Genomic DNA, 19872 nt, shown 5'->3' with positions numbered 1-19872 from the left:
ATCGTCTATAGTTAATTCTTCGCTTCGACTTCAACACCATCGCTGTGGACATAAGTCGCAATGTTTTTGCCATCCCTGACATAGTAACTGACATTCACACATAGACCAGGTCTGAGATTTCTGTTGTCTGTCAGCTCACTTCTCTCGATTTCGATATCAGCCTCTGATAAGTCAAAGGCAACAGCCCGGTCTTCGCCTTCATTTGGAGTAGTTCTTGCACCTGAATTTTCAGTGTCCAGGTACATGATGTTATCACCAGTATTTAAAACAAAGCCGGAGGTCTGCTGCTCGTCGGCAGCGTGCGGATTGATCACCTTCCCATCACTTACGATATGAAATGCAATATTTTTTCCATTTTTAATCTGATATGTGATATCAACGTCTATTCCGGCTTGCAATTTTGCATCCATACCCTCTGGGAAATGTAGCTCGGCCTTGCTCACATCGAATATCATTGCCCGATCTTCTCCTTCTCCATGATACTTCCTGGAGCCGCGATTAAGCGGATCAATGTAGATGAGATTATCTTCAACTTTCAACAAATACCCATTCGCAGTGCTAAACGCTGGATCGAGGGGGGCGACTTCTGCGCCGTAACCACTTACATAAGTTGCGATGTTTTTTCCATCCTTTTCAAAATAATCCACATCAACGCTGAGTGATGTCCGCAAGGTCGGGATATTTATAACAGGATCATTTTCAATGTCAATAACTGCATTGCTGATATCAAAGGCAACCTGACGGTCTTCCCCCTCATGAGGATACTTTCTGGGACCGGGATTCTCTGTGTCCAGGTACATGATGTTTTCATCGGCACTGAATACATAGCCGGAAATATGCTTATTCTCTTTGCTATGCTCAGAAGCAGATGAAGAATGTCCAGAATTGCTGTCTTTGATAGATTCAGAAACCGCTGAGGGGGATTCTGAATTTGTGTCCACTGCCTTTTTCACAGGTTCGGTTGCTTCTGCGTGGAATTCCAGTAGAATCTTTGAAGATCTGGTCCAGGGCGGCATCCGTAAAAATATCTGTTTTTCCCTGTTCATAAACCAGATAAGACTTATTTTAGTGCGGAAAGCTTTTGTTCCTCAAAGCTGGGAGTATGGCATAACAGCCCATCGGTCTTAAATCCCTCAGAAGAGCCAGCGGCATTCTGTGAATCTGCCTGTATGTATCACTCTGATAAGCAATTGAGAGTGGATAGGATGCATCATCTTTTACTGTCTCAACAGTTATGGCCGGTCTGCCCGTGGATTCAGAATAAAAGTGTACGGAATTGCCTCCGTTTAAGCTGGACATGAATTCTTCCTCCTTTTTTCCTAGAGCAAAACCAGATATACGAGTCAGAGCGCTGGCAAGATGACGGCAGTGAATATTATATGTGTATGGCATAGCTTGTCTGTAATAATATATGACGTTCCCGCTTGAATGGAAATCAAGATACGCCAGTGTCTCATAATCTCTGAAAACTCCTATCAAAGCCTTCGTCTCCGGTTCACTGGCAGGATATTCAGAAAGCTGTTGCTGAATATAAGATCTGCTCGGAAAATTACGATTGATATCAACACCCTTCGCATTGTATTTCCAATCTTTTGAATGAATTTTACTCCGACGGCACATTCTTCGAAGCAGCTGATTGTGAATCGCATCGAAACCATACATTGCAATCTCATATCCATCCGGATTCAAAAGAGGAATGAAACAGATTGAGTATTGATTCAACAGGGTGTGAACATCTATGCCTTCAATCAGTCTGTGCGCGTGATAAGCCATACAATAATCCTCGATCATTTTCAGAAAAACAGGGGGGTTGATATTTTCTTTTCCGTGAATACCTGCAGTACAGATCAATGTTTCCATGCCAAATCCAATTCTCATCATAGGAATTTCGCGCTCATCATGAGATATTCCGATACTTCTGTAAATCGTAAACTCAGGAAACTGATCGGCCAGCATCTGCAGATACATCACAATGTCCTGATAAGAAAAGTGCTGATTCAGATTAATCATAAGAATAGTTAAACCTCCAATAGTTTTATACTGATACCACACATTTCCCCGGTATCATACATACTATTCTATGATCCTAATCCATATTTTATGACTTTCTTATGGCCGGATCTGGCCGTTTCCATACACGATATATTTTGTTGTTGTAAGAGCCTTAAGACCCATTGGGCCTCGGGCATGAAGTTTCTGTGTACTGATTCCAATCTCGGCTCCGAAACCGAATTCATTTCCGTCTGTGAATCGCGTAGATGCATTGACATAGACAACCGACGCGTCTATCTCATCCAGAAACTGTTGTGCGTGAAAATAATTGCTTGTCACAATAGATTCAGAGTGTTTTGTATTATACTTATTGATGTGGGCAATTGCCTCGCCAATATCTTTGACCGTCTTAATGGAGATGATGCTGTCAAGGTATTCTGTTCCCCAGTCTTTTTCTTCGGCTGGTATTCCGTTTTTTACATAGGGAAGAGCTTTCTCATCCGCCCTCATCTCCACGTGAAGTCCATCGAGTCTTTTTGAAAGGTCCGGAAGGACTTTCTCCAACATAGATTCATGTATAACAAGAGATTCACAGGCATTGCAGACACCCGTGCGCTGTGTCTTTGCATTCACAACAATGTCTTCTGCCATCGCAGGATCCGCCGACACATCGATATAGACATGGCAATTTCCCGTCCCTGTCTGAATGACAGGGATCGTGCTGTTCTCCACAACAGATCTTATTAGTCCCGCTCCTCCTCTGGGTATCAGGACATCCACATACTGATTCATCTTCATAAACTGTGCGGTCGTCTCATGAGAGGTATCTTCAATCAGTGCAACAGCATCCTGTGCAATCCCCTCATGCTGGAGTGTTTCCCGCAAAATACTGACAATCGCTTTGTTAGAGCATATGGCATCACTTCCACCTTTTAAAATCACTACATTTCCAGTCTTAAAGCAAAGTCCGAAAGCATCTGTCGTCACATTCGGGCGTGCTTCATAAATCATCCCCACAACTCCCAGCGGAACTCTCTTCTGTCCAATCATCAGACCATTCGGACGTGTCTCCATGCCAAGCACTTCTCCGATTGGATCCGGAAGTTTTGCAATCTGTGTTAAACCATCTGCCATGGCACAAAGTCTTTCAGATGTCAGAAGAAGTCGATCCTGTATGGGCAGCGGCAGAGAAGTGGCATGCTTCATATCGCATTCATTTGCTGCGAGAATACGGTTTTTTCCCTCAAGCAGAGCATTGGCGCACGCTGTCAAAACTTCATTTTTCTTTGCCGCCGTGAGTCTGCTAATCAAATATTCACTATTTTTTGCATTAATGCCGATTTCGTTCAGATTCATTCAACGATCTCCTTTCTTTTCCCACTTATAATTCATGGTGGTTACATTCTATTAGCTCTCGCAATTCTCGTCATCCGATTATTTCTTTTTCTGTAATCAGATAATCAGGTATTATATCATAGGAATTATAAGGCACATGTTCTTGGACCTGCCAGGAAAAAGCCACCGCTGCACAAATACAGCAACGATTTTTCTCAAGATATCTGTCATAATATCCGCCGCCGTATCCAACTCTATGCCGCTGCCGGTCAAAAGCCATTCCAGGCATAATCATAAAAGCACCATCGCATACAGCCTCTGACCCATTGGAGTCCGGCTCCGGAATGTCAAGACAACCCAGTGTACACTGGGAAAACTCTGTTATGTAATAGAATTTCAGGCTTTCACCCAGAACTTTAGGAACCGCAACTTTTTTGTTCTCATCCCAGGCACGACGGATCAGTTCTCTTGTCATAACCTCGCCTCTTACATCCATATAGGCAAAGATACATGGTGCCTCTGCAAATTGTCTCATATGGATAATCTTTTCTGTAATCTTATGACTATCCAGGATTATCTGCTGTTTGGATACCTCTTCGCGCAGCTTAAAAATCTGTTTTCTAATTTCCTTTTTTTCGTGCATGCATTTCACCCAGATTTGTGATGGATCCATCCGTCTCTTGTATATTTATATCATCCAGCTGGGAACGCAGATTTCTTTTTACAGCTTCTACATATTCTCTGCGAAGTCTCTGCTGTTCCTCTTTCTCTTTTGGCGTAAGACCTTCTCTCTTCTCTTTTCTTGCCAATTCATTAATTCTGTTTATATCCATATTCAGCCAACTCCTTAGTCATTTTTCAGTTTGTCCAGATAATCAATCAAAAAATATTCATCCTTTATTTTAGCGGGAAATATAGTACCGTACTTTTCGCCACGGATGAGCCTATGAATGATATGAAAATCCTCACCATTTGCTATGATCATATCCGTCCCAGCAGCTGTCGCCACCCGGGCAGCCTGCAGTTTCGTAGCCATCCCTCCGCTTCCGACGTCCGTTCCCGTACTTTCCTTTCCCATAGAGATGAGATTCTCGTCCAGAGAGTCTACGACATCTACGAATCGAGCATTGTGATTCTTATGAGGATCATCTGTATACAGTCCATCTATGTCAGATAGCAAAATCAAAAGATCTGCATCAATCAGTGCAGCGACTACTGCAGATAAGGTATCGTTATCGCCAAACTCAATCTCATAGGTTGAAATTGTATCATTTTCATTTACAATCGGAATTACTCCAAGTGACATCAATTCACAGAAGGTGTTTTTAGCGTTGAAACGGTTTAAATCATTTACCATTGTGTTTTTTGTAATCAGCACCTGACCGGCCGTCTGATTATATTCCATAAACAATTTTTGATATATCATCATAAGTCTGGCCTGTCCGACAGAAGCACATGCCTGTTTCTCAGATTTTTTCTTTGGTCTGTCTGTGAAACCCAATGTATGCTTTCCGACCATAATCGCTCCTGAGGAGACTAATACTACATCTTTTCCTTGATTTTTAAGATCACTGATCTCTCTTACGAGAATTTCCAGCTTTATTAAATCCAGGGATCCAGTCTCCTTATGAGCAAGAGAAGAAGAACCGATTTTGATTACAATCCGTTTCTTTTGGCTCAGCTGCTCCCTAATATCCATGCAAATACCTGCTTTCTTTTTCTATATTTTAATTGTAACATCAGATATCAGTTTTGTGCAAGCATTGTGACCTACTCCCACCACTTAAATCTCATGATTTTGAAGTGAGGGCTTCCTGTTCAATAGCCCCAACGGGCTAAGTATCTGCAGGCTATCCCCGTGTGCCCCACGGTTTTTGCCCGGTTACGGGCATTTTTTCGTTAAAAGGACAGACCGCGCCACAGTCTGTCCAAAATCATGTCTTATATCAGCTGGAATAGTTCTCCAGAAAGCTGTAGAGTGATGAACTGTCACGGACTGTTTTTCCGTCTGTTATTTCATCCTGCATTTTACCTGGCAGTGTGGATACAGGTATTCCGGTGGATTCATAGAGTGTCGTCCCATCCGATTCATAGACCTTGACCTCTCCGTCCTCTTCCTTTAATACATACTCGTATTTGCCGTCGCTGTTAACCTCCTGTGTCTCGTTCTCCATACGTTCGTCTGCTGTGCGTTTCTGCTCTCTTCTCTGTCCCATTTCGTAACTTCCGTAATATGCCATGCATATTAGAAGCACGATACAGACCCAGACGATACCATAGGATACTTTTTTCATCTCATTCACTCCTTTGTGGGTTTTTTTCCATATGTTTCTATCTAATAGTATCGCCCGTTTACGAATATTTATTCCATGATACTTTTAATCAGTCAATATCGCCAGGAAGCTGTCCCTCTTCTCTTCTTATGTCTAAGTTATCCAACACAGCAGCCTGCTTTCTCTCCATAACTTTTGCCTCTTCCGGCTCCATATGGTCATATCCAAGCAAATGCAGCATGCTGTGGACCGTCAGGAATGCAAACTCTCTTTTAAGACTATGGCCGTATTCCTCTGCCTGCTTTACCGCCCTCTCTACAGAAATAACAATATCCCCGAGCATCATCTCTCCCGTCTCAGGGTTGAAATATTCTTCCCATCCATCAGCCTCAAGAATGTCATAATCAGCAGGGTTTATAAAATCTACAAGCGGAAATGACAACACGTCTGTGGGCTTGTCCAGCTGCCTGAATTCTTTATTTATTCGGCGTATATTCTGATCATCTGATAAGGTCATTGATATCTCACACTCATAAGGACATTTTTCTGTTTCAAGAACCTCACCTATCACGGTTTTCGCCAGTTTTTCATAATCAAAAGGAAGTTCAACCTCTTGTTCATTTTCCAACTGTAACGTCATATCTACTATCTCCGTCCTCCTTTTTTGCTGTTCTTATGATTGTAGTTTTGTCCTCTGACTTGTTTGTTGCTATGTTTTTCGTAAACTTCATAAGCTTGTACAATTTTCTGAACAAGCGGATGACGGACGACATCTTTGCTTGTAAGCTCGCAAAAAGAAATTCCCTCTACTTTTTTAAGCACCTGCAATGCAACGTCAAGTCCTGACTTCGTACCCATTGGAAGGTCTTTTTGAGTCACGTCACCGGTAACAATGACTTTAGAACCAAATCCGATTCTCGTCAGAAACATCTTCATCTGAGCCGGAGTTGTATTCTGTGCTTCATCAAGTATGATGTAGGCATTGTCCAATGTGCGACCCCTCATATACGCCAACGGGGCTACTTCTATCAGACCTTTTTCCATGTTTTTCTGAAAGCTCTCTGCTCCCATGATCTGATACAGTGCATCATACAGAGGTCTCAGATAGGGATCGACCTTGGACTGAAGATCCCCGGGGAGAAATCCCAGATTTTCTCCCGCCTCTATAGCAGGTCTTGTAAGAATAATGCGGCTCACTTCATCACTTCTAAATGCCGTAATTGCCATAGCCATAGCCAGATATGTTTTTCCTGTGCCAGCAGGTCCAATTCCAAAAGTAATCATATTGCCGCGAATTTGATCAACATATTTCTTCTGACCGATTGTCTTGGGTTTCACCGGCCTCCCATTGATCGTATTGCAGATGAGATCGCTGTCGAGCTGCACAATCGCAGATTCCTGATCTTCCATAGAAAGTGCAAGAACATAATTCACATCCTGTGCTGTGATTTCGTTACCTCGAAGCGAAAGCTCTTTAAGCTGTCCAAGACACTTTTCAGCCTGATGCACATTCGCCTCATCCCCTATAATCTTGAGCTGCCCATCTCTTGCGATCAGCGAGACATTCAGAGTCTTCTCCAATGATTTGACATGTTCATCAAACTGACCGAATATATTTTTTTCATGTTCAGCCGGAAAATCCATCCGGCATTCTATAATATTATTGTTCATCCAAAGAATTATCCTTTCCGGGTGATGCCTCCTGTATCGTGCAGGGGATCTCCTTCTTTGCCTGTAAAACGACGGTCACCTCACCCTTCGCGATACATGCAGTATCCGTAATATCTATTTTAACATCATTTCCCAGAATTTGTACCCCCATTTTTTTTAATCCATCCAGATATTGCTGCAGCTGCTTGTTGGCAATTTTTTTACAGGTTTCGTTTGGATAAAGTTTTTCACTTTTTGTATACTCTCGTCTGGTGGTATTTCCATAGTAGACGGGCAGAGCAAAGTTTTCGGTCAAAAACAGCTGATGGCGATTCTCATAGTTGACAGACGTTCCCTCATCTTTTATTAATTTTGTAGTATCCATCCTTATATTTCCAATCTCCAGAAATGGATACTTTGACAATTTATCTGAGTAGGTACGATGTGTATACTTTCTCTTGAATTCTTTATAATAATAGTACTTTGTCTTTAAAAAGATATCACTGTCTGCATGAACATATTCGTACTGTATGGTCTCCCCTGCATCATTTAAGATCGGAATTTCACCTGTTACAAGAAGATCCCCTTTTTTGCAAGCTGACCCTTCTGTCACTTTCGGGATGCCACTTCTCGTGATAATTTTTACTACTTCCCCTTCACTTGAAGCTACAAGATCACAGGGTGCCTCATCTTTTTCGTCCTTTGGCCTCTCTTTATATCCATCTACATTCTCTTTAATATCAACCAAAAGCTGCGTTCCCATGATTCTTGTCGATACCCATGTGACATTCGGAAATGCAGCCCTGACCTCAGCAGAGATGTCCTGACAGCTTACTCCCTTTTTTCGGATCCCATGATATACACCTTTCTGCTCTAAAAAAGTCAGAATTGTATTCGTACTATTAGCATAATTGCCGTCTATATGAATATTCCAGATATAACAGGACATCATGTAGAGAAGCCCACAGAAAAAGAGGAATCCAACAAAAAATCCCTTCCTTTTTCTGTTATTATAAAAAAAGAAGGGCATTCCATGCTTCTCAAGGATATGATATCTGCAGCCAGCCTTGTGGCAGAGTGGCCCAAGCCTTCGAAAATCCGAGATAGACATAGTAATTTGATAAGAGTCATCTACATAAAGAAGGTCCCACAGTTCGATCTGATTTGCAGCACATAAATTCAAAAAACGCTCGGGCATTCTGCCGGACAGACGCAGACGGACATAACCCCTGCAAAACCGGATCAGCTGATTCATGAGTACTCCTCCTCTCAGAGATTGGTATCATTCAACTCTCGAATGTTATCTCATGTATCTGACCGGAGATTTTCATTTCCTCCTGACTATATTTCGTGATGATCAGGTTTGTACCGTTGATGCATAGTTTCCCGTTCTTAAGAAGCAGAACAATCCTGCCACATCTGTATTCCAGAATATGCCGATAATTTTCTATACTTACTTCCCTTTTTCCCCAGAAAGTAATGACGGACTCCTGATAAGCCAGATCCGGAGGTATCTGCATGCGGCCTAGCCATGATGAACCGATGTTGTTCATTTTTTTCATCATTCCACCGGACCTTCAAACCTGTTTTCTTGAATACTATATGTACGAGATCTGCAGATTATGCCTCTTTATAGAAAATTATGGAAAACCACAGGACATATCTCTCGCCCAGAAAGTAATCCATCCTGTTCTGTTCGATCAGTGCAGGCACTACGATTCCCTGGCTCTCAATGCATGGATGCATAGATTCCGGATGCCTGCAGGGACTTTTTGGATAGGAACATTTTTCACAGGCAGAACAAGATTCTGAAGAGAGCGCAAATGTGAGCATACATTGCTCTCTCAGATAATCATTAATAATTGTGGTGAGTTTTTCATGCTCTTCCTGAGTTTTAAGTGTATCCTTCATATTTGTAATGTCAGTGATATCTGATACGGACGAAAAAAACAGAGCATGATCATATTCCTGGCATTTCATCTTACACTTCTCGACACTGCCGACAGCCGGCGGACAGGACCAGGTATTGCCATACCTAGGACATTCTTTCTTACATATTGTACGCACTTTATCAGAAAACTCAATTTCACGGGGATTGATAAATGCATACTGATAAATTGGAAATTGGGTGATAAATGATTCTAATTCTTCTCTTGTCATGACAACTGCTCCTTAAACTCTATATGACACACTACAATACTTACTATATAGGCAAGTATAACGCCACCGAGTATATCACTCGGATAATGAACGCCCAGATAAATTCTTGAGAATGCGATCATTGCCGCCAGAAGCAATGCAAGGACAGCGCACTTTCCTGGAAGTTTTTTGAAATAGACAAACGCTGCACAAAACGATGAACTGGTATGGCCCGAAGGGAAAGAATAACTTCCCGGTTTCTGTATCAGCGGAACCAGTGTATCTATACTCCGAAATGGTCTTGGGCGTTTAAAGATTTCTTTAAAGATATCATTCGTGGCAATGTTGCAAATCAAAAGCGCCAGAAGTACCAGAAATCCGGTTTGTCTGGTCTTCTTACGCAGTAAAAGTATTACGGCAGAAAGAATCCATATCTTTCCGCCGTCTCCTAACCAAGTGATCGCCTTCCAAAAGACGGTCATGGTATCACTTCTTAATATTTCTTGAATCCATAGTAAAATAGAAACATCCCATTGTCCGATAAATTCCATTCAAGCACCTGCCAGTCATTTATGATAGGGTTCATGATTCATAATCCGGTATCCACGATAAACCTGTTCCAGTAAAATCATACGCATGAGTTGATGCGGAAATGTCAGTTTCGAGAAACTTAGGTTATAATCTGCTCTTTTAAGAAACTCCTCGGACAAACCCAAAGATCCGCCAATTGCAAACACAATATGGCTGATCCCGGAAATACCCAGTCTCTCAATCTGCTTTGAAAAGCCGACAGAATCCAACATGATTCCATGAATTGCGAGAGCAACGACATAATCATCCTCGTGAATATAGCGCAAGAGCCGCTCTGACTCCTTTGCTTTGATCAGCGATTCTTCCACTCTTGACAGATGATCCGGTGTTTTTTCATCACGGACCTCAATAATTTCTAGTTTACAATATCTGCTGAGACGTTTTGCATATTCAGCAATGCCGTCTCGCAAATACTTCTCTTTTACCTTTCCGACTGCCAGAATCGTGACTTTCATTTATTTTTATCAGATAAGAACTTATCAATTCCCTTAGCCGCAGCCTTTCCTGCACCCATAGCCAAAATTACAGTTGCCGATCCAGTCACTGCATCGCCGCCGGCAAAGACTCCTTCTTTTGATGTCTGTCCGTCTTCATCATTTGCAATGATACATTTTCTTTTATTTGTATCAAGACCAATTGTTGTCGACGAAATCAGCGGATTAGGAGATGTTCCAAGTGCCATAATAACAGTATCCACTTCAAGTTCGAATTCTGATCCCGGGATCTCTACGGGACGTCTTCTGCCCGATGCGTCAGGCTCGCCAAGTTCCATGCGAATACAGCGAATTCCCTTCACCCAGTCATTTTTATCAGTGATAATCTCAACAGGATTCGAAAGAAGATTAAATTCGACTCCCTCTTCCTTTGCATGATGAACTTCCTCTGTTCTGGCCGGGATCTCTTCTTCCGAACGGCGATAGACAATATGAACTTCTGCACCAAGCCTCAAAGCTGTCCTGGCAGCATCCATAGCAACGTTTCCGCCTCCTACAACAGCGACTTTTTTCCCTTTTACAATCGGCGTATCATAATCGCTGCGAAAAGCTTTCATAAGATTGTTTCTGGTAAGATACTCGTTTGCGGAAAACACACCATTCGCCTGCTCTCCGGGAATCCCCATAAACATAGGAAGACCGGCTCCGGAACCGATAAATACGGCCTCAAATCCTTCGTCCTCCATCAATTCATCAATTGTCACAGATCTTCCTATGATGACATCTGTCTCTATCTTAACACCGAGAGATTTTACGTTTTCAACTTCTGCCGCAACTACCTCATCCTTTGGAAGACGAAATTCAGGAATACCATAGACAAGCACACCGCCTTCTTTGTGAAGGGCTTCGAAGATTGTCACATCATACCCCAATTTTGCAAGATCTCCGGCGCAGGTAAGGCCCGCTGGGCCTGATCCAATTACGGCAACTTTATGTCCGTTCTTTTCCTTCGGAGGTTCAGGTTTGATATTATGTTCCCTGGCCCAGTCGGCCACAAAACGTTCCAGCTTCCCAATAGAAATTGGTTCTCCTTTGATTCCGCGGATACATCTTCCCTCACATTGGCTCTCTTGCGGGCATACACGACCACAGACTGCCGGAAGGGCACTCGAGTTACTGATAATCTGATATGCCTTTTCTATATTTTGACCTTTCACTTCCTGAATAAATGCAGGAATATTAATCGATACCGGACAACCCTGAATACATTTGGCGTTTTTACAGTTCAGGCATCGAATAGATTCTTCTGTTGCTTCTTCCTGATTATATCCTAAACATACCTCATCAAAGTTAGTCGCACGGACTTTTGGATCCTGCTCTCTGACAGGTACTTTTTTTAATACATCAGCCATTATTTGTCACCTCCACACAGTCCACATCCACCATGATGTGTATCACCTTCCTCTTCTTCCAGTAACGCTCTTCCCTCATCGGTCTTATACATCTGCTGACGTTTCATGGCAAGATCAAAGTCCACCTTATGTCCATCGAATTCTGGTCCATCGACACAGGCAAACTTAACTTCTCCGTCAATGAGAAGACGACAGGCTCCGCACATGCCAGTCCCATCCACCATAATGGGATTCATGCTGACAATCGTAGGAATTTCCAGTTCTTTTGTCAGAACACATACAAATTTCATCATGATCATAGGCCCAATTGCCACGCAGACATCATAATGTTTTCCCTGATTCTCCACAAGGTCACGCAGAACATCAGTCCCCATACCTTTCCTGACATAAGATCCATCATCAGTGGTCAGGTAGAGGTTAGACACTTCTTTCAATTTATCTTCCAGAATAATGAGGTCTTTAGTCTTTGCTCCGACAATCGCATCTGCTGTGATGCCATGCTCATAAAGCCACTTTAACTGAGGATAAACAGGTGCAGTTCCAACACCACCGGCGACATAAACAATTTTCTTTTTTTTGAGTTCATCTATATCCATCTTAGTGAATTCTGAAGGTTGTCCCAATGGTCCGACCACATCTTCAAAGAAATCTCCTGCATGAAAATCCGCCATTCTTCTGGTAGAAGCACCAATAGGCTGGAAGACAATTGTCACGATCCCTTTATCGGAATCGTAATCACAGATTGTAAGCGGGATACGCTCCCCTACTTCATCCACCTTCACAATCAAAAATTGTCCCGGCAGACAGTGCTTTGCAATTCGTGGAGCTTCAATATCCATTGAAATTATATTCGAAGCCAATTTTTCTGCATTAAGAATCTTGTACATAACTTCCTCCTAGATTTTTACTATTATAATCAAGCTTAACATCTTGTAAAATACAACACCATATTGGTTCCGTCTAACAGTTTATCACAATAACAAAAAACAGGCAACACAAATCTAATCCTGCTGTTTCAGATATTCCTCGAATTCCTCCAAAGTCATTAGAATCTTACGCGGTTTAGTCCCTTCTTCTGGTCCGACTACACCTGCCCCGTGCAGCTGATCCATAATTCTGGCAGCACGGTTAAATCCAATTCGAAACATCCTCTGGAGCATACCAATCGACGCTTTGTCTTTTTCAATAATAAACTTTCCTGCATCAACAAAATATTTATCCTGGTTATTGCCTGCGGACTCGCAGGTAGCTGTCCCAACTGGGGAACTTTCTTCAATTTTCTGCTGAAGTTCTTCATCATAACTAATATCTTTGGAGTTTTCCGAGAGGTACTTTACCACATCAGCCACCTCTTTGTCTGATACAAAAGAGCCCTGCAGTCTGGCCGGTTTCTGATACCCCTGAGGATAAAAGAGCATATCGCCCTTTCCGAGAAGTTTCTCTGCTCCATTCATATCCAGAATTGTTCTCGAATCCACACCGGATGATACCGAAAAAGCAATTCTGGATGGCATATTCGCCTTAATCAGACCAGTGATTACATTCACAGAAGGTCTCTGTGTCGCTATAATCAGATGCAGACCTGCGGCTCTTGCCAGCTGTGCCAGACGGCAGATTGCATCTTCTACTTCACCGGGAGCAGCCATCATAAGATCTGCAAGCTCATCCACAATAATTACAATCTGTGGAAGTTTCTCGGGTATTTCCTGTCCTTCGACAGGTATCGCTTTTTCAACTTTTGCATTATATCCTTTGATATCACGAACGTGATAATCGGCAAATTTATTATAGCGATCTGTCATCTCAGATACTGCCCAGTTCAGTGCACCGGCAGCTTTTTTGGGATCAGTAACTACGGGTATAAACAGATGTGGAATTCCGTTATACACTGAAAGTTCCACCACCTTGGGATCAATCATGATAAGTTTTACATCATCCGGACTGGATTTATATAATATGCTCATAATCAAGGTATTGATACAGACGGATTTACCAGATCCTGTCGCACCTGCAATTAGCAGATGAGGCATCTTTGCGATGTCCGTAATCACGGGTTCCCCAGCAATGTCCTTTCCAACAGCGAATGCGAGATTTGATGAGGATTTTCGAAATTCTGGAGTGTCCAGCAGATCTCTTAGCATTACCGTACTATTCGTTGAATTTGGCACCTCAATACCCACAGCTGCCTTGCCCGGAATCGGAGCTTCAATTCGAATATCTGCCGCGGCCAGATTGAGCTTAATATCATCGGCAAGATTTACAATTTTGCTTACTTTCACTCCATGCTCTGGCTGAAGTTCGTATCTCGTCACAGTGGGCCCACAGCTTACATTTGAAACGGTCACATTGACACCGAAACTGTCGAGAGTTTCCTGGAGCTTATTGGCTGTAGCTTTCAACTGACTGTCTGAATCACCCAGCTTACCCCCTTTTCCTCTTTTTAAAAGTGATACTGGAGGGTATTTATATTTCGGTTTCTTTTTATTGTTTGTAACTGAAACCTCTTCTTTCATATCCTGTATGTCGAATGATTTTCCTTCTATTACGGATTTTGCAGATTTACCTCTCTCCCTTTCTATCTCCGGTATCTGTGCAGCTGCAGTTTCCGCATGATCTTCATATACCGCCTCTTTCAAAGTATCATCTGCATACGTTTGTATAGGTTCTTCACTTCTGGTTATTACAAAATCCGGAAACCGTTCATGTATTGTTTCTTCTGCCTCCTCTTCTGACTGCAAGTTTTCATCCGGTTTTGTATCTTGTTTTTCTTTCGTCTTAGCTTTTTCTTCTTTTTGAATTCTTATTGTTTCCGTGAGCTTTTTACGCTGAATTTTCGCAGTTGACAAAACTTTAGTTCCCGATCTGCGTGCTGTTTCAAGGAGAGGTCTTTGAGTTGCCACGATCGCAGCGATAACCATTCCTGTCACCAAAACTATATACGCTCCAATTTTTCCAAACGCAAAGCCGAGCCACTTAACAAGAATTCCACCGAGAATTCCACCGCCGAGTCTGCCGGCTGAGCTGTCCGTATAATAATCTATGACAGAGGCACCCCTCTCATATCCAATGGTCAGCAGTTGGAGAAATCCACAGAACATGGCAAAGAACGCTATGCTCCCACACATTTTTCGGATAAGCAGATGGCTGTCCCAATTTGCAATCACAAATGCTGTACCGACAAAAAGCACAATGGGAAATGCATAGGAAGACAGTCCAAACAAGCCAAAGAAAAAAGAGCTGACAGCTCCTCCTAACGCCCCGCCAAGGCCAAAATTAGCCAACATTAGCAAAAGACAGCCCGCCAAAACCAACAGTGCTGAGATTTCAAGGCGTATACCTCTTTCATTTTGCTTCTTATTCTTTTTTCTGGTTTTTCCTCTGGCAGAAGATTTCTTTTTCGTCGACGACTTCATGTTTGTCGTCTTTCTTTTTTTTGTTTTGGCCATGAAAAAGTTCCTCCCCTCACATAAAAAAATTCACAGCAACTGCCGCCACACCGACTAGAATACAATAAGCAGAAAAATATCGAAGTTTTTTCTGTCTAACCATCGATAGCATGAATCTGATCGCCACATAGCCTGCTGCCGATGCGGCGGCGATACCTAGTATATAATTTCCTACATCTGAGATTGACACACGGCTTGTATTATTTTGAAGTTCGACAACGATTGCTCCCAAAACAGTCGGGATCATCATAATGTAGGAATATTTGATCGCATATTTTCGAGAAAATCCACACAAAAATCCGGCAGACAAGGTTGCGCCGGCACGTGAAAGACCCGGAAATACAGAAAATCCCTGAAACACTCCAATAATCACAGCATCGCGATACTTGGTATCTTTCGGTGATTTTTCCGCCTGATTTGATGCAACTTCTGTTACCAGCAGAAGAATTGCAGTAATAAAAAAACCAATTGCAGGAGCCAGAAGATTGTCAAAAGCCCTGGACGCCATCTTCTGGAGGATATATCCGATCACCGCAGTAGGAATAAGAGAAATCAAAATCAGTACAGTGAATTTTCTGTAGTTTGTAGAAAGAATCTTACGATAACGTACATCATCACGATGTTTTTTATTGTGAAACCAAATCGTAAAGTTCTTAATCAGATCCACAAAAATATGTATCATTCCCCAAAATAGGCGCTTAATATCCCTTTTAAACACTAAAATCACCGGAATCAAGGTGCCAATATGAAGCAGTGCGCCAAATAAAATACGGTTATTTAATTCTATCCCCAGGAGATGTTCTAAAAGCACCACATGTCCCGAGCTGCTGATTGGTAAGAATTCTGTGATTCCCTGTACCAATCCCAATAAAAATGCCTGCCAGGCAGCCATAACAAAATCATCCCATCTATATGTATATTTGTATGATACCAGGGTCAAAAGGTCATGCGTTTCATGCTCGCATGAAAAAGCATGACCTTTTGACCCGAACAAACATGAGAATGCAACCCGATTAGGAGTGAAATTCGAATGTTTTCCGGATTGCGGGAGTACCTTGTGCGGAGCAATCCGTGGTATCATTAAAGTGCAAACGCACAAAGAAACCTGTGCTCTTTTTCATGCCCGCATGAAAAAGGCATAGAACTTTAGATTATTACTCTGTGCCATCAATCATAGCATGAAGCCTCTTAAGTGCCTCAGCGATTCCCCCAACCTCATTGATCAGGCCTTCACGTACAGCCTCTCGTCCATCCAGCATTGTCCCTACATCCTTGACAAGCATACTTGTGTCCAACATCAATTCCTCAACACGATCCTTTGTAATCTGTGAATGTGTGGCAATAAATTCTGTAATTCGATCCTGTGTCTTTTCCATATTGCGATAAGACTGCTGAACTCCTATAAACATACCGCTTTGACGTACCGGATGAATCACCATCGTTCCACTTGGTACGATAAATGAGTAGTCTGCAGAAACTGCCAAAGGGACACCAATTGAATGACCTCCGCCGAGGACCAGCGACACTGTGGGTTTACTCATAGACGCGATCATCTCTGCAATCGCAAGTCCCGCTTCAACATCGCCTCCGACAGTGTTAAGCAGGATTAACATACCCTCTATAGTGCCATCATCCTCAGCCCTTGCAAGGTTAGGAAGTATATGTTCATACTTTGTCGCCTTAGCTCTGTCTCCCAGTGCCTCATGCCCCTCTACCTCACCAATAATTGATAACAGATATATATTACTCTTCGTAGCAACTAAATTTTCGCTTTGATTTTCCACCTTTTCATCCATACCTTTACATACTCCTGTCTGATCTTTTTCAAGAAGTATGTGCAGGAAAAGGCCTGTTTATTCATCCAGATTCGTGTAAACATACTGGACATCATCGTTGTCTTCGAGCATATCCAAAGTTCTTTGAAGATTCTTCTTGTCAGACTCATCGGTAAGAGACACATAAGTCTGGGGGATCATTGTGACATCTGCCTCAGCCATCAAGATTTTCTCTTTTTCCAGTGACTCACGCACAGCTGAAAAATCGTCAGGATCCGTGATAATCCCATAACAGTCTTCTTCTTCGGAAAAATCTTCTGCACCTGCATCAAGTGCTTTCATCATGAGATCATCGGCATCAGAAACATAGTCTTCTTTAGATATGATAATCTGTCCCTTTCTGTCAAACATAAAGGATACACATCCAGGGGTCCCTACATTTCCCTGCCCCTTAGTAAAAGCACTCCTGACATCCGCAGCCGTACGATTTTTATTATCAGTAAGAGTCTCAACGATAATCGCAATTCCACTGGGGCCATAACCCTCATATGTAATACGTTCATAGTTGTCTGCATTTGAATCGCCTGCAGCTTTCTTAATTCCCCGTTCTATTGTATCATTTGGCATATTATTCGCCTTGGCCTTAGCAATCACATCACGAAGTTTGCTGTTGTTCTCCGGATCAGGGCCGCCTTCTTTTACAGCAATCACAATTTCACGGCCAAGTATAGTAAAGATCTTACCTTTCTTGGCATCATTTCTCTCTTTTTTATGTTTAATATTTGCAAACTTTGAATGTCCTGACATGCTTTTTCTAACTCTCTTTCTATATAGTATCTCTTCAAAAATATAACACTGAAATTAACATTCGTCAAGTTTAGACAAATATCTTCAAGAGGAAAGATCCAGGCTGATCTTCAAGGCATGATCGACTTGGCTTAAAAGATCTGGCCTTAAGTGACAAATCTTGTCTTTCAGCCGCCGTTTGTCGATCGTGCGAAGCTGCTCCAGAAGAATTACGGAATCTCTCACAATCTCATAGGATGACGAATCAATTTCAACGTGTGTCGGCAGTTTTGCCTTATTCATCTTCGACGTAATCGCAGCACAGATCACTGTAGGACTGTGCTTGTTTCCAACATCATTTTGTATAATCAATACCGGGCGTATACCACCCTGTTCACTTCCTACCACGGGTCTTAAGTCCGCGTAAAAAATATCTCCTCTTCTTATAATCACTTTTTTTCACACTCCGATTTTATGTAGCTTATTTCAAGTATTTCCAAAAAATTCGGGTGTATTCAAATTTATTGATTCTCTAACTTTTTATTTTGTATCGTAAGCTCTTCGATCAGATCCGAAGCAATAACTCCCGCCTTTGAACGTCTAAACGATGCTGCTTCTCCCAATATTCCATGGAGATAAACCGCCAGTGGAATAACACGAATATCTGCATGATTGTCACTGCCCGCGAGAATGCCCAATATTATTCCTGTCAGTACATCTCCGCTTCCTGCTGTTGCCAGTGCTGAATTCCCGGAAGTATTAATATAAGCACATCCATTCGGAAGTATAGTAAGTGTCCTTGCATCCTTACAAACGCAGACGACACCATACTCCTGAACAAATTCCCGAACTGCTTTTGGAATATCCGAGCACAGCTCTGATACAGACATCCCCGTAAGTCTGGAAAATTCTCCTATGTGAGGGGTAACAATACACGGGGGAGCCGCAGATTTAAGCAGGCTCATATGTAGGCTGAGCAGATTTAAAGCATCAGCATCTATCACACATGGTTTATTTCCCTTATTTTTCAATACATATTCCAGAATCTGTCCGGCATATGGTTCTGTAGATATCCCCGGACCAATCCCAATTACGTCCGCCCACTCCATATCCTTTTCCAGCTGTTCACTCAGCGGCTCTTTTGTGTCAAAAACAGACAGCATTGCTTCCGGAAGATTAGACAAGATACTCTCCCTGATCTCATTTGTCGTATAAAATTTAAGCATCCCGGCTCCGGCCCTCATGCAGGCTTCACCTGAAAGAAGCGCTGCTCCCGCCATATTTTTTGATCCTGCAATTAATAATACTTTGCCAAAAGTTCCCTTATTACCATTTTCCTGTCTTATAAAAAGACTGCCAAGATCCTCTTTATCTGTTCGAAAAAAGCAGAAATTATCTTCATCCTGATTTTTTAGCCTTGTATCATAGATACCGATATCAGCAACCATCACATGGCCACTATGGGTTTGTCCATCTCGAAGAAATAACCCCGGCTTTGCATAAGCCATCGTCACTGTTACATCTGCCTGAACAGCGATACCCATAACTGTGCCGGTATCGCTGTTCAGGCCGGAGGGAATATCAACAGCCACGACCGGCACATGGCTTTCATTGATCTGACCCAGGATCACTCTCATCCGCCCTGTGACCGGACGTGAAAGACCTACACCGAACACAGCATCCACGATAACAGTATATTCCGCGTAGTCAGGATTTTTGACAAAATTAATCCGATAATTTCTGGCAATTTCTACCTGTTCCCTCATCCCCTCGCTAAATTTTTTGGGATCCCCGGCTACAAAGACTGATACCTTGTATCCTTTCAGATGAAGAATCCGGGCAGCACAAACGCCATCACCGCCATTATTTCCGCACCCACAGACAACCAGAATACGATCAGCAGAAAACCTTTTGCACGTAACCGCCTCAGAAACCGCAAGGCCCGCTCGTTCCATAAGGACAGAAGAAGGTACCTTCATGGAATTTATCGTATACTGATCCAACTTTTTCATCTGTTCTCCAGTTACTATCTTCTTCAT

At 42.4% G+C, this 19872-nt stretch carries 22 protein-coding genes; all 22 read right to left on the bottom strand.

Annotated features, from left to right (window positions below):
* Positions 1–11: 11 nt before the first annotated feature.
* The 22 genes from INP51_RS06940 to INP51_RS06835 all read right to left on the bottom strand — a co-directional run bounded on the left by INP51_RS06940 (position 12) and on the right by INP51_RS06835 (position 19872).
* The gene (locus tag INP51_RS06940) at positions 12–1046 is read right to left on the bottom strand and encodes a hypothetical protein (protein ID WP_193736977.1); all 1035 of its coding nucleotides are present in this window, start codon (positions 1044–1046) and stop codon (positions 12–14) included.
* A 19-nt stretch (positions 1047–1065) separates the two neighbouring features.
* Positions 1066–2010, bottom strand: coding sequence for a M14 family zinc carboxypeptidase (locus tag INP51_RS06935; RefSeq protein ID WP_193736976.1), 945 nt, complete (start codon positions 2008–2010; stop codon positions 1066–1068).
* Positions 2011–2109: 99 nt separating this feature from the next.
* Positions 2110–3348 (bottom strand): glutamate-5-semialdehyde dehydrogenase, encoded by a 1239-nt coding sequence (locus INP51_RS06930; protein ID WP_193736975.1) that lies wholly within the window; start codon positions 3346–3348, stop codon positions 2110–2112.
* Positions 3349–3418: 70 nt separating this feature from the next.
* Complete coding sequence (locus INP51_RS06925) at positions 3419–3970, bottom strand: 5-formyltetrahydrofolate cyclo-ligase (protein WP_193736974.1); 552 nt, start codon at positions 3968–3970, stop codon at positions 3419–3421.
* Positions 3948–4160 (bottom strand): DUF896 domain-containing protein, encoded by a 213-nt coding sequence (locus INP51_RS06920; RefSeq protein WP_193736973.1) that lies wholly within the window; start codon positions 4158–4160, stop codon positions 3948–3950. Before INP51_RS06920 ends, INP51_RS06925 begins: the two co-directional genes overlap by 23 nt.
* 14 nt (positions 4161–4174) lie before the next feature.
* Positions 4175–5026, bottom strand: a complete 852-nt coding sequence (gene proB, locus INP51_RS06915; protein ID WP_193736972.1) for a glutamate 5-kinase — start codon at positions 5024–5026, stop codon at positions 4175–4177.
* Between the two features lie 247 nt (positions 5027–5273).
* Positions 5274–5621 carry a hypothetical protein gene (locus INP51_RS06910; RefSeq protein ID WP_193736971.1) on the bottom strand — a complete coding sequence of 116 codons (348 nt, stop codon included), beginning with the start codon at positions 5619–5621 and terminating at the stop codon, positions 5274–5276.
* A gap of 88 nt (positions 5622–5709) precedes the next feature.
* Positions 5710–6240: an rRNA maturation RNase YbeY gene (gene ybeY / locus INP51_RS06905; RefSeq protein WP_193736970.1), complete on the bottom strand. Its 531-nt coding sequence runs from the start codon at positions 6238–6240 to the stop codon at positions 5710–5712.
* A gap of 5 nt (positions 6241–6245) precedes the next feature.
* Positions 6246–7271 (bottom strand): PhoH family protein, encoded by a 1026-nt coding sequence (locus INP51_RS06900; RefSeq protein WP_193736969.1) that lies wholly within the window; start codon positions 7269–7271, stop codon positions 6246–6248.
* The gene (locus INP51_RS06895; protein WP_193736968.1) at positions 7261–8505 is read right to left on the bottom strand and encodes a sporulation protein YqfD; all 1245 of its coding nucleotides are present in this window, start codon (positions 8503–8505) and stop codon (positions 7261–7263) included. The genes INP51_RS06900 and INP51_RS06895 overlap by 11 nt, the downstream gene beginning before the upstream one ends.
* A gap of 31 nt (positions 8506–8536) precedes the next feature.
* A complete protein-coding gene (locus tag INP51_RS06890; protein ID WP_193736967.1) occupies positions 8537–8815 on the bottom strand; it encodes a YabP/YqfC family sporulation protein in 279 nt (92 codons plus the stop codon).
* 55 nt (positions 8816–8870) lie between these two features.
* Entirely contained in the window at positions 8871–9410 is a 540-nt protein-coding gene (locus tag INP51_RS06885) for a DUF2284 domain-containing protein (RefSeq protein WP_193736966.1), read from the bottom strand.
* Positions 9407–9940 carry a phosphatase PAP2 family protein gene (locus tag INP51_RS06880; RefSeq protein WP_193736965.1) on the bottom strand — a complete coding sequence of 178 codons (534 nt, stop codon included), beginning with the start codon at positions 9938–9940 and terminating at the stop codon, positions 9407–9409. Before INP51_RS06880 ends, INP51_RS06885 begins: the two co-directional genes overlap by 4 nt.
* Before the next feature lie 15 nt (positions 9941–9955).
* A complete protein-coding gene (gene rlmH / locus INP51_RS06875) occupies positions 9956–10435 on the bottom strand; it encodes a 23S rRNA (pseudouridine(1915)-N(3))-methyltransferase RlmH (RefSeq protein ID WP_193736964.1) in 480 nt (159 codons plus the stop codon).
* Positions 10432–11826: an NADPH-dependent glutamate synthase gene (gene gltA, locus INP51_RS06870; protein WP_193736963.1), complete on the bottom strand. Its 1395-nt coding sequence runs from the start codon at positions 11824–11826 to the stop codon at positions 10432–10434. Before gltA ends, rlmH begins: the two co-directional genes overlap by 4 nt.
* Positions 11826–12713 carry a sulfide/dihydroorotate dehydrogenase-like FAD/NAD-binding protein gene (locus INP51_RS06865; RefSeq protein ID WP_193736962.1) on the bottom strand — a complete coding sequence of 296 codons (888 nt, stop codon included), beginning with the start codon at positions 12711–12713 and terminating at the stop codon, positions 11826–11828. Before INP51_RS06865 ends, gltA begins: the two co-directional genes overlap by 1 nt.
* A gap of 114 nt (positions 12714–12827) precedes the next feature.
* Positions 12828–15272: an FtsK/SpoIIIE family DNA translocase gene (locus tag INP51_RS06860; RefSeq protein ID WP_230406898.1), complete on the bottom strand. Its 2445-nt coding sequence runs from the start codon at positions 15270–15272 to the stop codon at positions 12828–12830.
* A gap of 16 nt (positions 15273–15288) precedes the next feature.
* Positions 15289–16164, bottom strand: coding sequence for an undecaprenyl-diphosphate phosphatase (locus INP51_RS06855; protein ID WP_193736961.1), 876 nt, complete (start codon positions 16162–16164; stop codon positions 15289–15291).
* Between the two features lie 262 nt (positions 16165–16426).
* On the bottom strand, positions 16427–17068 hold the full coding sequence (locus INP51_RS06850) for a ClpP family protease (protein WP_193736960.1): 642 nt from the start codon (positions 17066–17068) through the stop codon (positions 16427–16429).
* Between the two features lie 57 nt (positions 17069–17125).
* Positions 17126–17854, bottom strand: a complete 729-nt coding sequence (locus INP51_RS06845) for a YebC/PmpR family DNA-binding transcriptional regulator (protein ID WP_193736959.1) — start codon at positions 17852–17854, stop codon at positions 17126–17128.
* Positions 17855–17938: 84 nt separating this feature from the next.
* Positions 17939–18286, bottom strand: coding sequence for a type II toxin-antitoxin system PemK/MazF family toxin (locus INP51_RS06840; RefSeq protein WP_193736958.1), 348 nt, complete (start codon positions 18284–18286; stop codon positions 17939–17941).
* A gap of 68 nt (positions 18287–18354) precedes the next feature.
* Positions 18355–19872: an NAD(P)H-hydrate dehydratase gene (locus INP51_RS06835; RefSeq protein WP_193736957.1), complete on the bottom strand. Its 1518-nt coding sequence runs from the start codon at positions 19870–19872 to the stop codon at positions 18355–18357.

The organism is Blautia liquoris, from assembly GCF_015159595.1.
GTDB lineage: Bacteria > Bacillota > Clostridia > Lachnospirales > Lachnospiraceae > Novisyntrophococcus > Novisyntrophococcus liquoris.
The sequence above is the reverse complement of the archived record's forward strand: the minus strand, read 5'-3'. Positions and strand labels throughout refer to the sequence as shown.

Bases quoted from the DNA above. Each gene is read 5' to 3' on its own strand.
- INP51_RS06940 (WP_193736977.1), bottom strand. From the start codon at position 1,046: ATGAACAGGGAAAAACAGATATTTTTACGGATGCCGCCCTGGACCAGA.
- INP51_RS06935 (WP_193736976.1), bottom strand. From the start codon at position 2,010: ATGATTAATCTGAATCAGCACTTTTCTTATCAGGACATTGTGATGTAT.
- INP51_RS06930 (WP_193736975.1), bottom strand. From the start codon at position 3,348: ATGAATCTGAACGAAATCGGCATTAATGCAAAAAATAGTGAATATTTG.
- INP51_RS06925 (WP_193736974.1), bottom strand. From the start codon at position 3,970: ATGCACGAAAAAAAGGAAATTAGAAAACAGATTTTTAAGCTGCGCGAA.
- INP51_RS06920 (WP_193736973.1), bottom strand. From the start codon at position 4,160: ATGGATATAAACAGAATTAATGAATTGGCAAGAAAAGAGAAGAGAGAA.
- proB (WP_193736972.1), bottom strand. From the start codon at position 5,026: ATGGATATTAGGGAGCAGCTGAGCCAAAAGAAACGGATTGTAATCAAA.
- INP51_RS06910 (WP_193736971.1), bottom strand. From the start codon at position 5,621: ATGAAAAAAGTATCCTATGGTATCGTCTGGGTCTGTATCGTGCTTCTA.
- ybeY (WP_193736970.1), bottom strand. From the start codon at position 6,240: ATGACGTTACAGTTGGAAAATGAACAAGAGGTTGAACTTCCTTTTGAT.
- INP51_RS06900 (WP_193736969.1), bottom strand. From the start codon at position 7,271: ATGAACAATAATATTATAGAATGCCGGATGGATTTTCCGGCTGAACAT.
- INP51_RS06895 (WP_193736968.1), bottom strand. From the start codon at position 8,505: ATGAATCAGCTGATCCGGTTTTGCAGGGGTTATGTCCGTCTGCGTCTG.
- INP51_RS06890 (WP_193736967.1), bottom strand. From the start codon at position 8,815: ATGATGAAAAAAATGAACAACATCGGTTCATCATGGCTAGGCCGCATG.
- INP51_RS06885 (WP_193736966.1), bottom strand. From the start codon at position 9,410: ATGACAAGAGAAGAATTAGAATCATTTATCACCCAATTTCCAATTTAT.
- INP51_RS06880 (WP_193736965.1), bottom strand. From the start codon at position 9,940: ATGGAATTTATCGGACAATGGGATGTTTCTATTTTACTATGGATTCAA.
- rlmH (WP_193736964.1), bottom strand. From the start codon at position 10,435: ATGAAAGTCACGATTCTGGCAGTCGGAAAGGTAAAAGAGAAGTATTTG.
- gltA (WP_193736963.1), bottom strand. From the start codon at position 11,826: ATGGCTGATGTATTAAAAAAAGTACCTGTCAGAGAGCAGGATCCAAAA.
- INP51_RS06865 (WP_193736962.1), bottom strand. From the start codon at position 12,713: ATGTACAAGATTCTTAATGCAGAAAAATTGGCTTCGAATATAATTTCA.
- INP51_RS06860 (WP_230406898.1), bottom strand. From the start codon at position 15,272: ATGGCCAAAACAAAAAAAAGAAAGACGACAAACATGAAGTCGTCGACG.
- INP51_RS06855 (WP_193736961.1), bottom strand. From the start codon at position 16,164: ATGGCTGCCTGGCAGGCATTTTTATTGGGATTGGTACAGGGAATCACA.
- INP51_RS06850 (WP_193736960.1), bottom strand. From the start codon at position 17,068: ATGGATGAAAAGGTGGAAAATCAAAGCGAAAATTTAGTTGCTACGAAG.
- INP51_RS06845 (WP_193736959.1), bottom strand. From the start codon at position 17,854: ATGTCAGGACATTCAAAGTTTGCAAATATTAAACATAAAAAAGAGAGA.
- INP51_RS06835 (WP_193736957.1), bottom strand. From the start codon at position 19,872: ATGAAGAAGATAGTAACTGGAGAACAGATGAAAAAGTTGGATCAGTAT.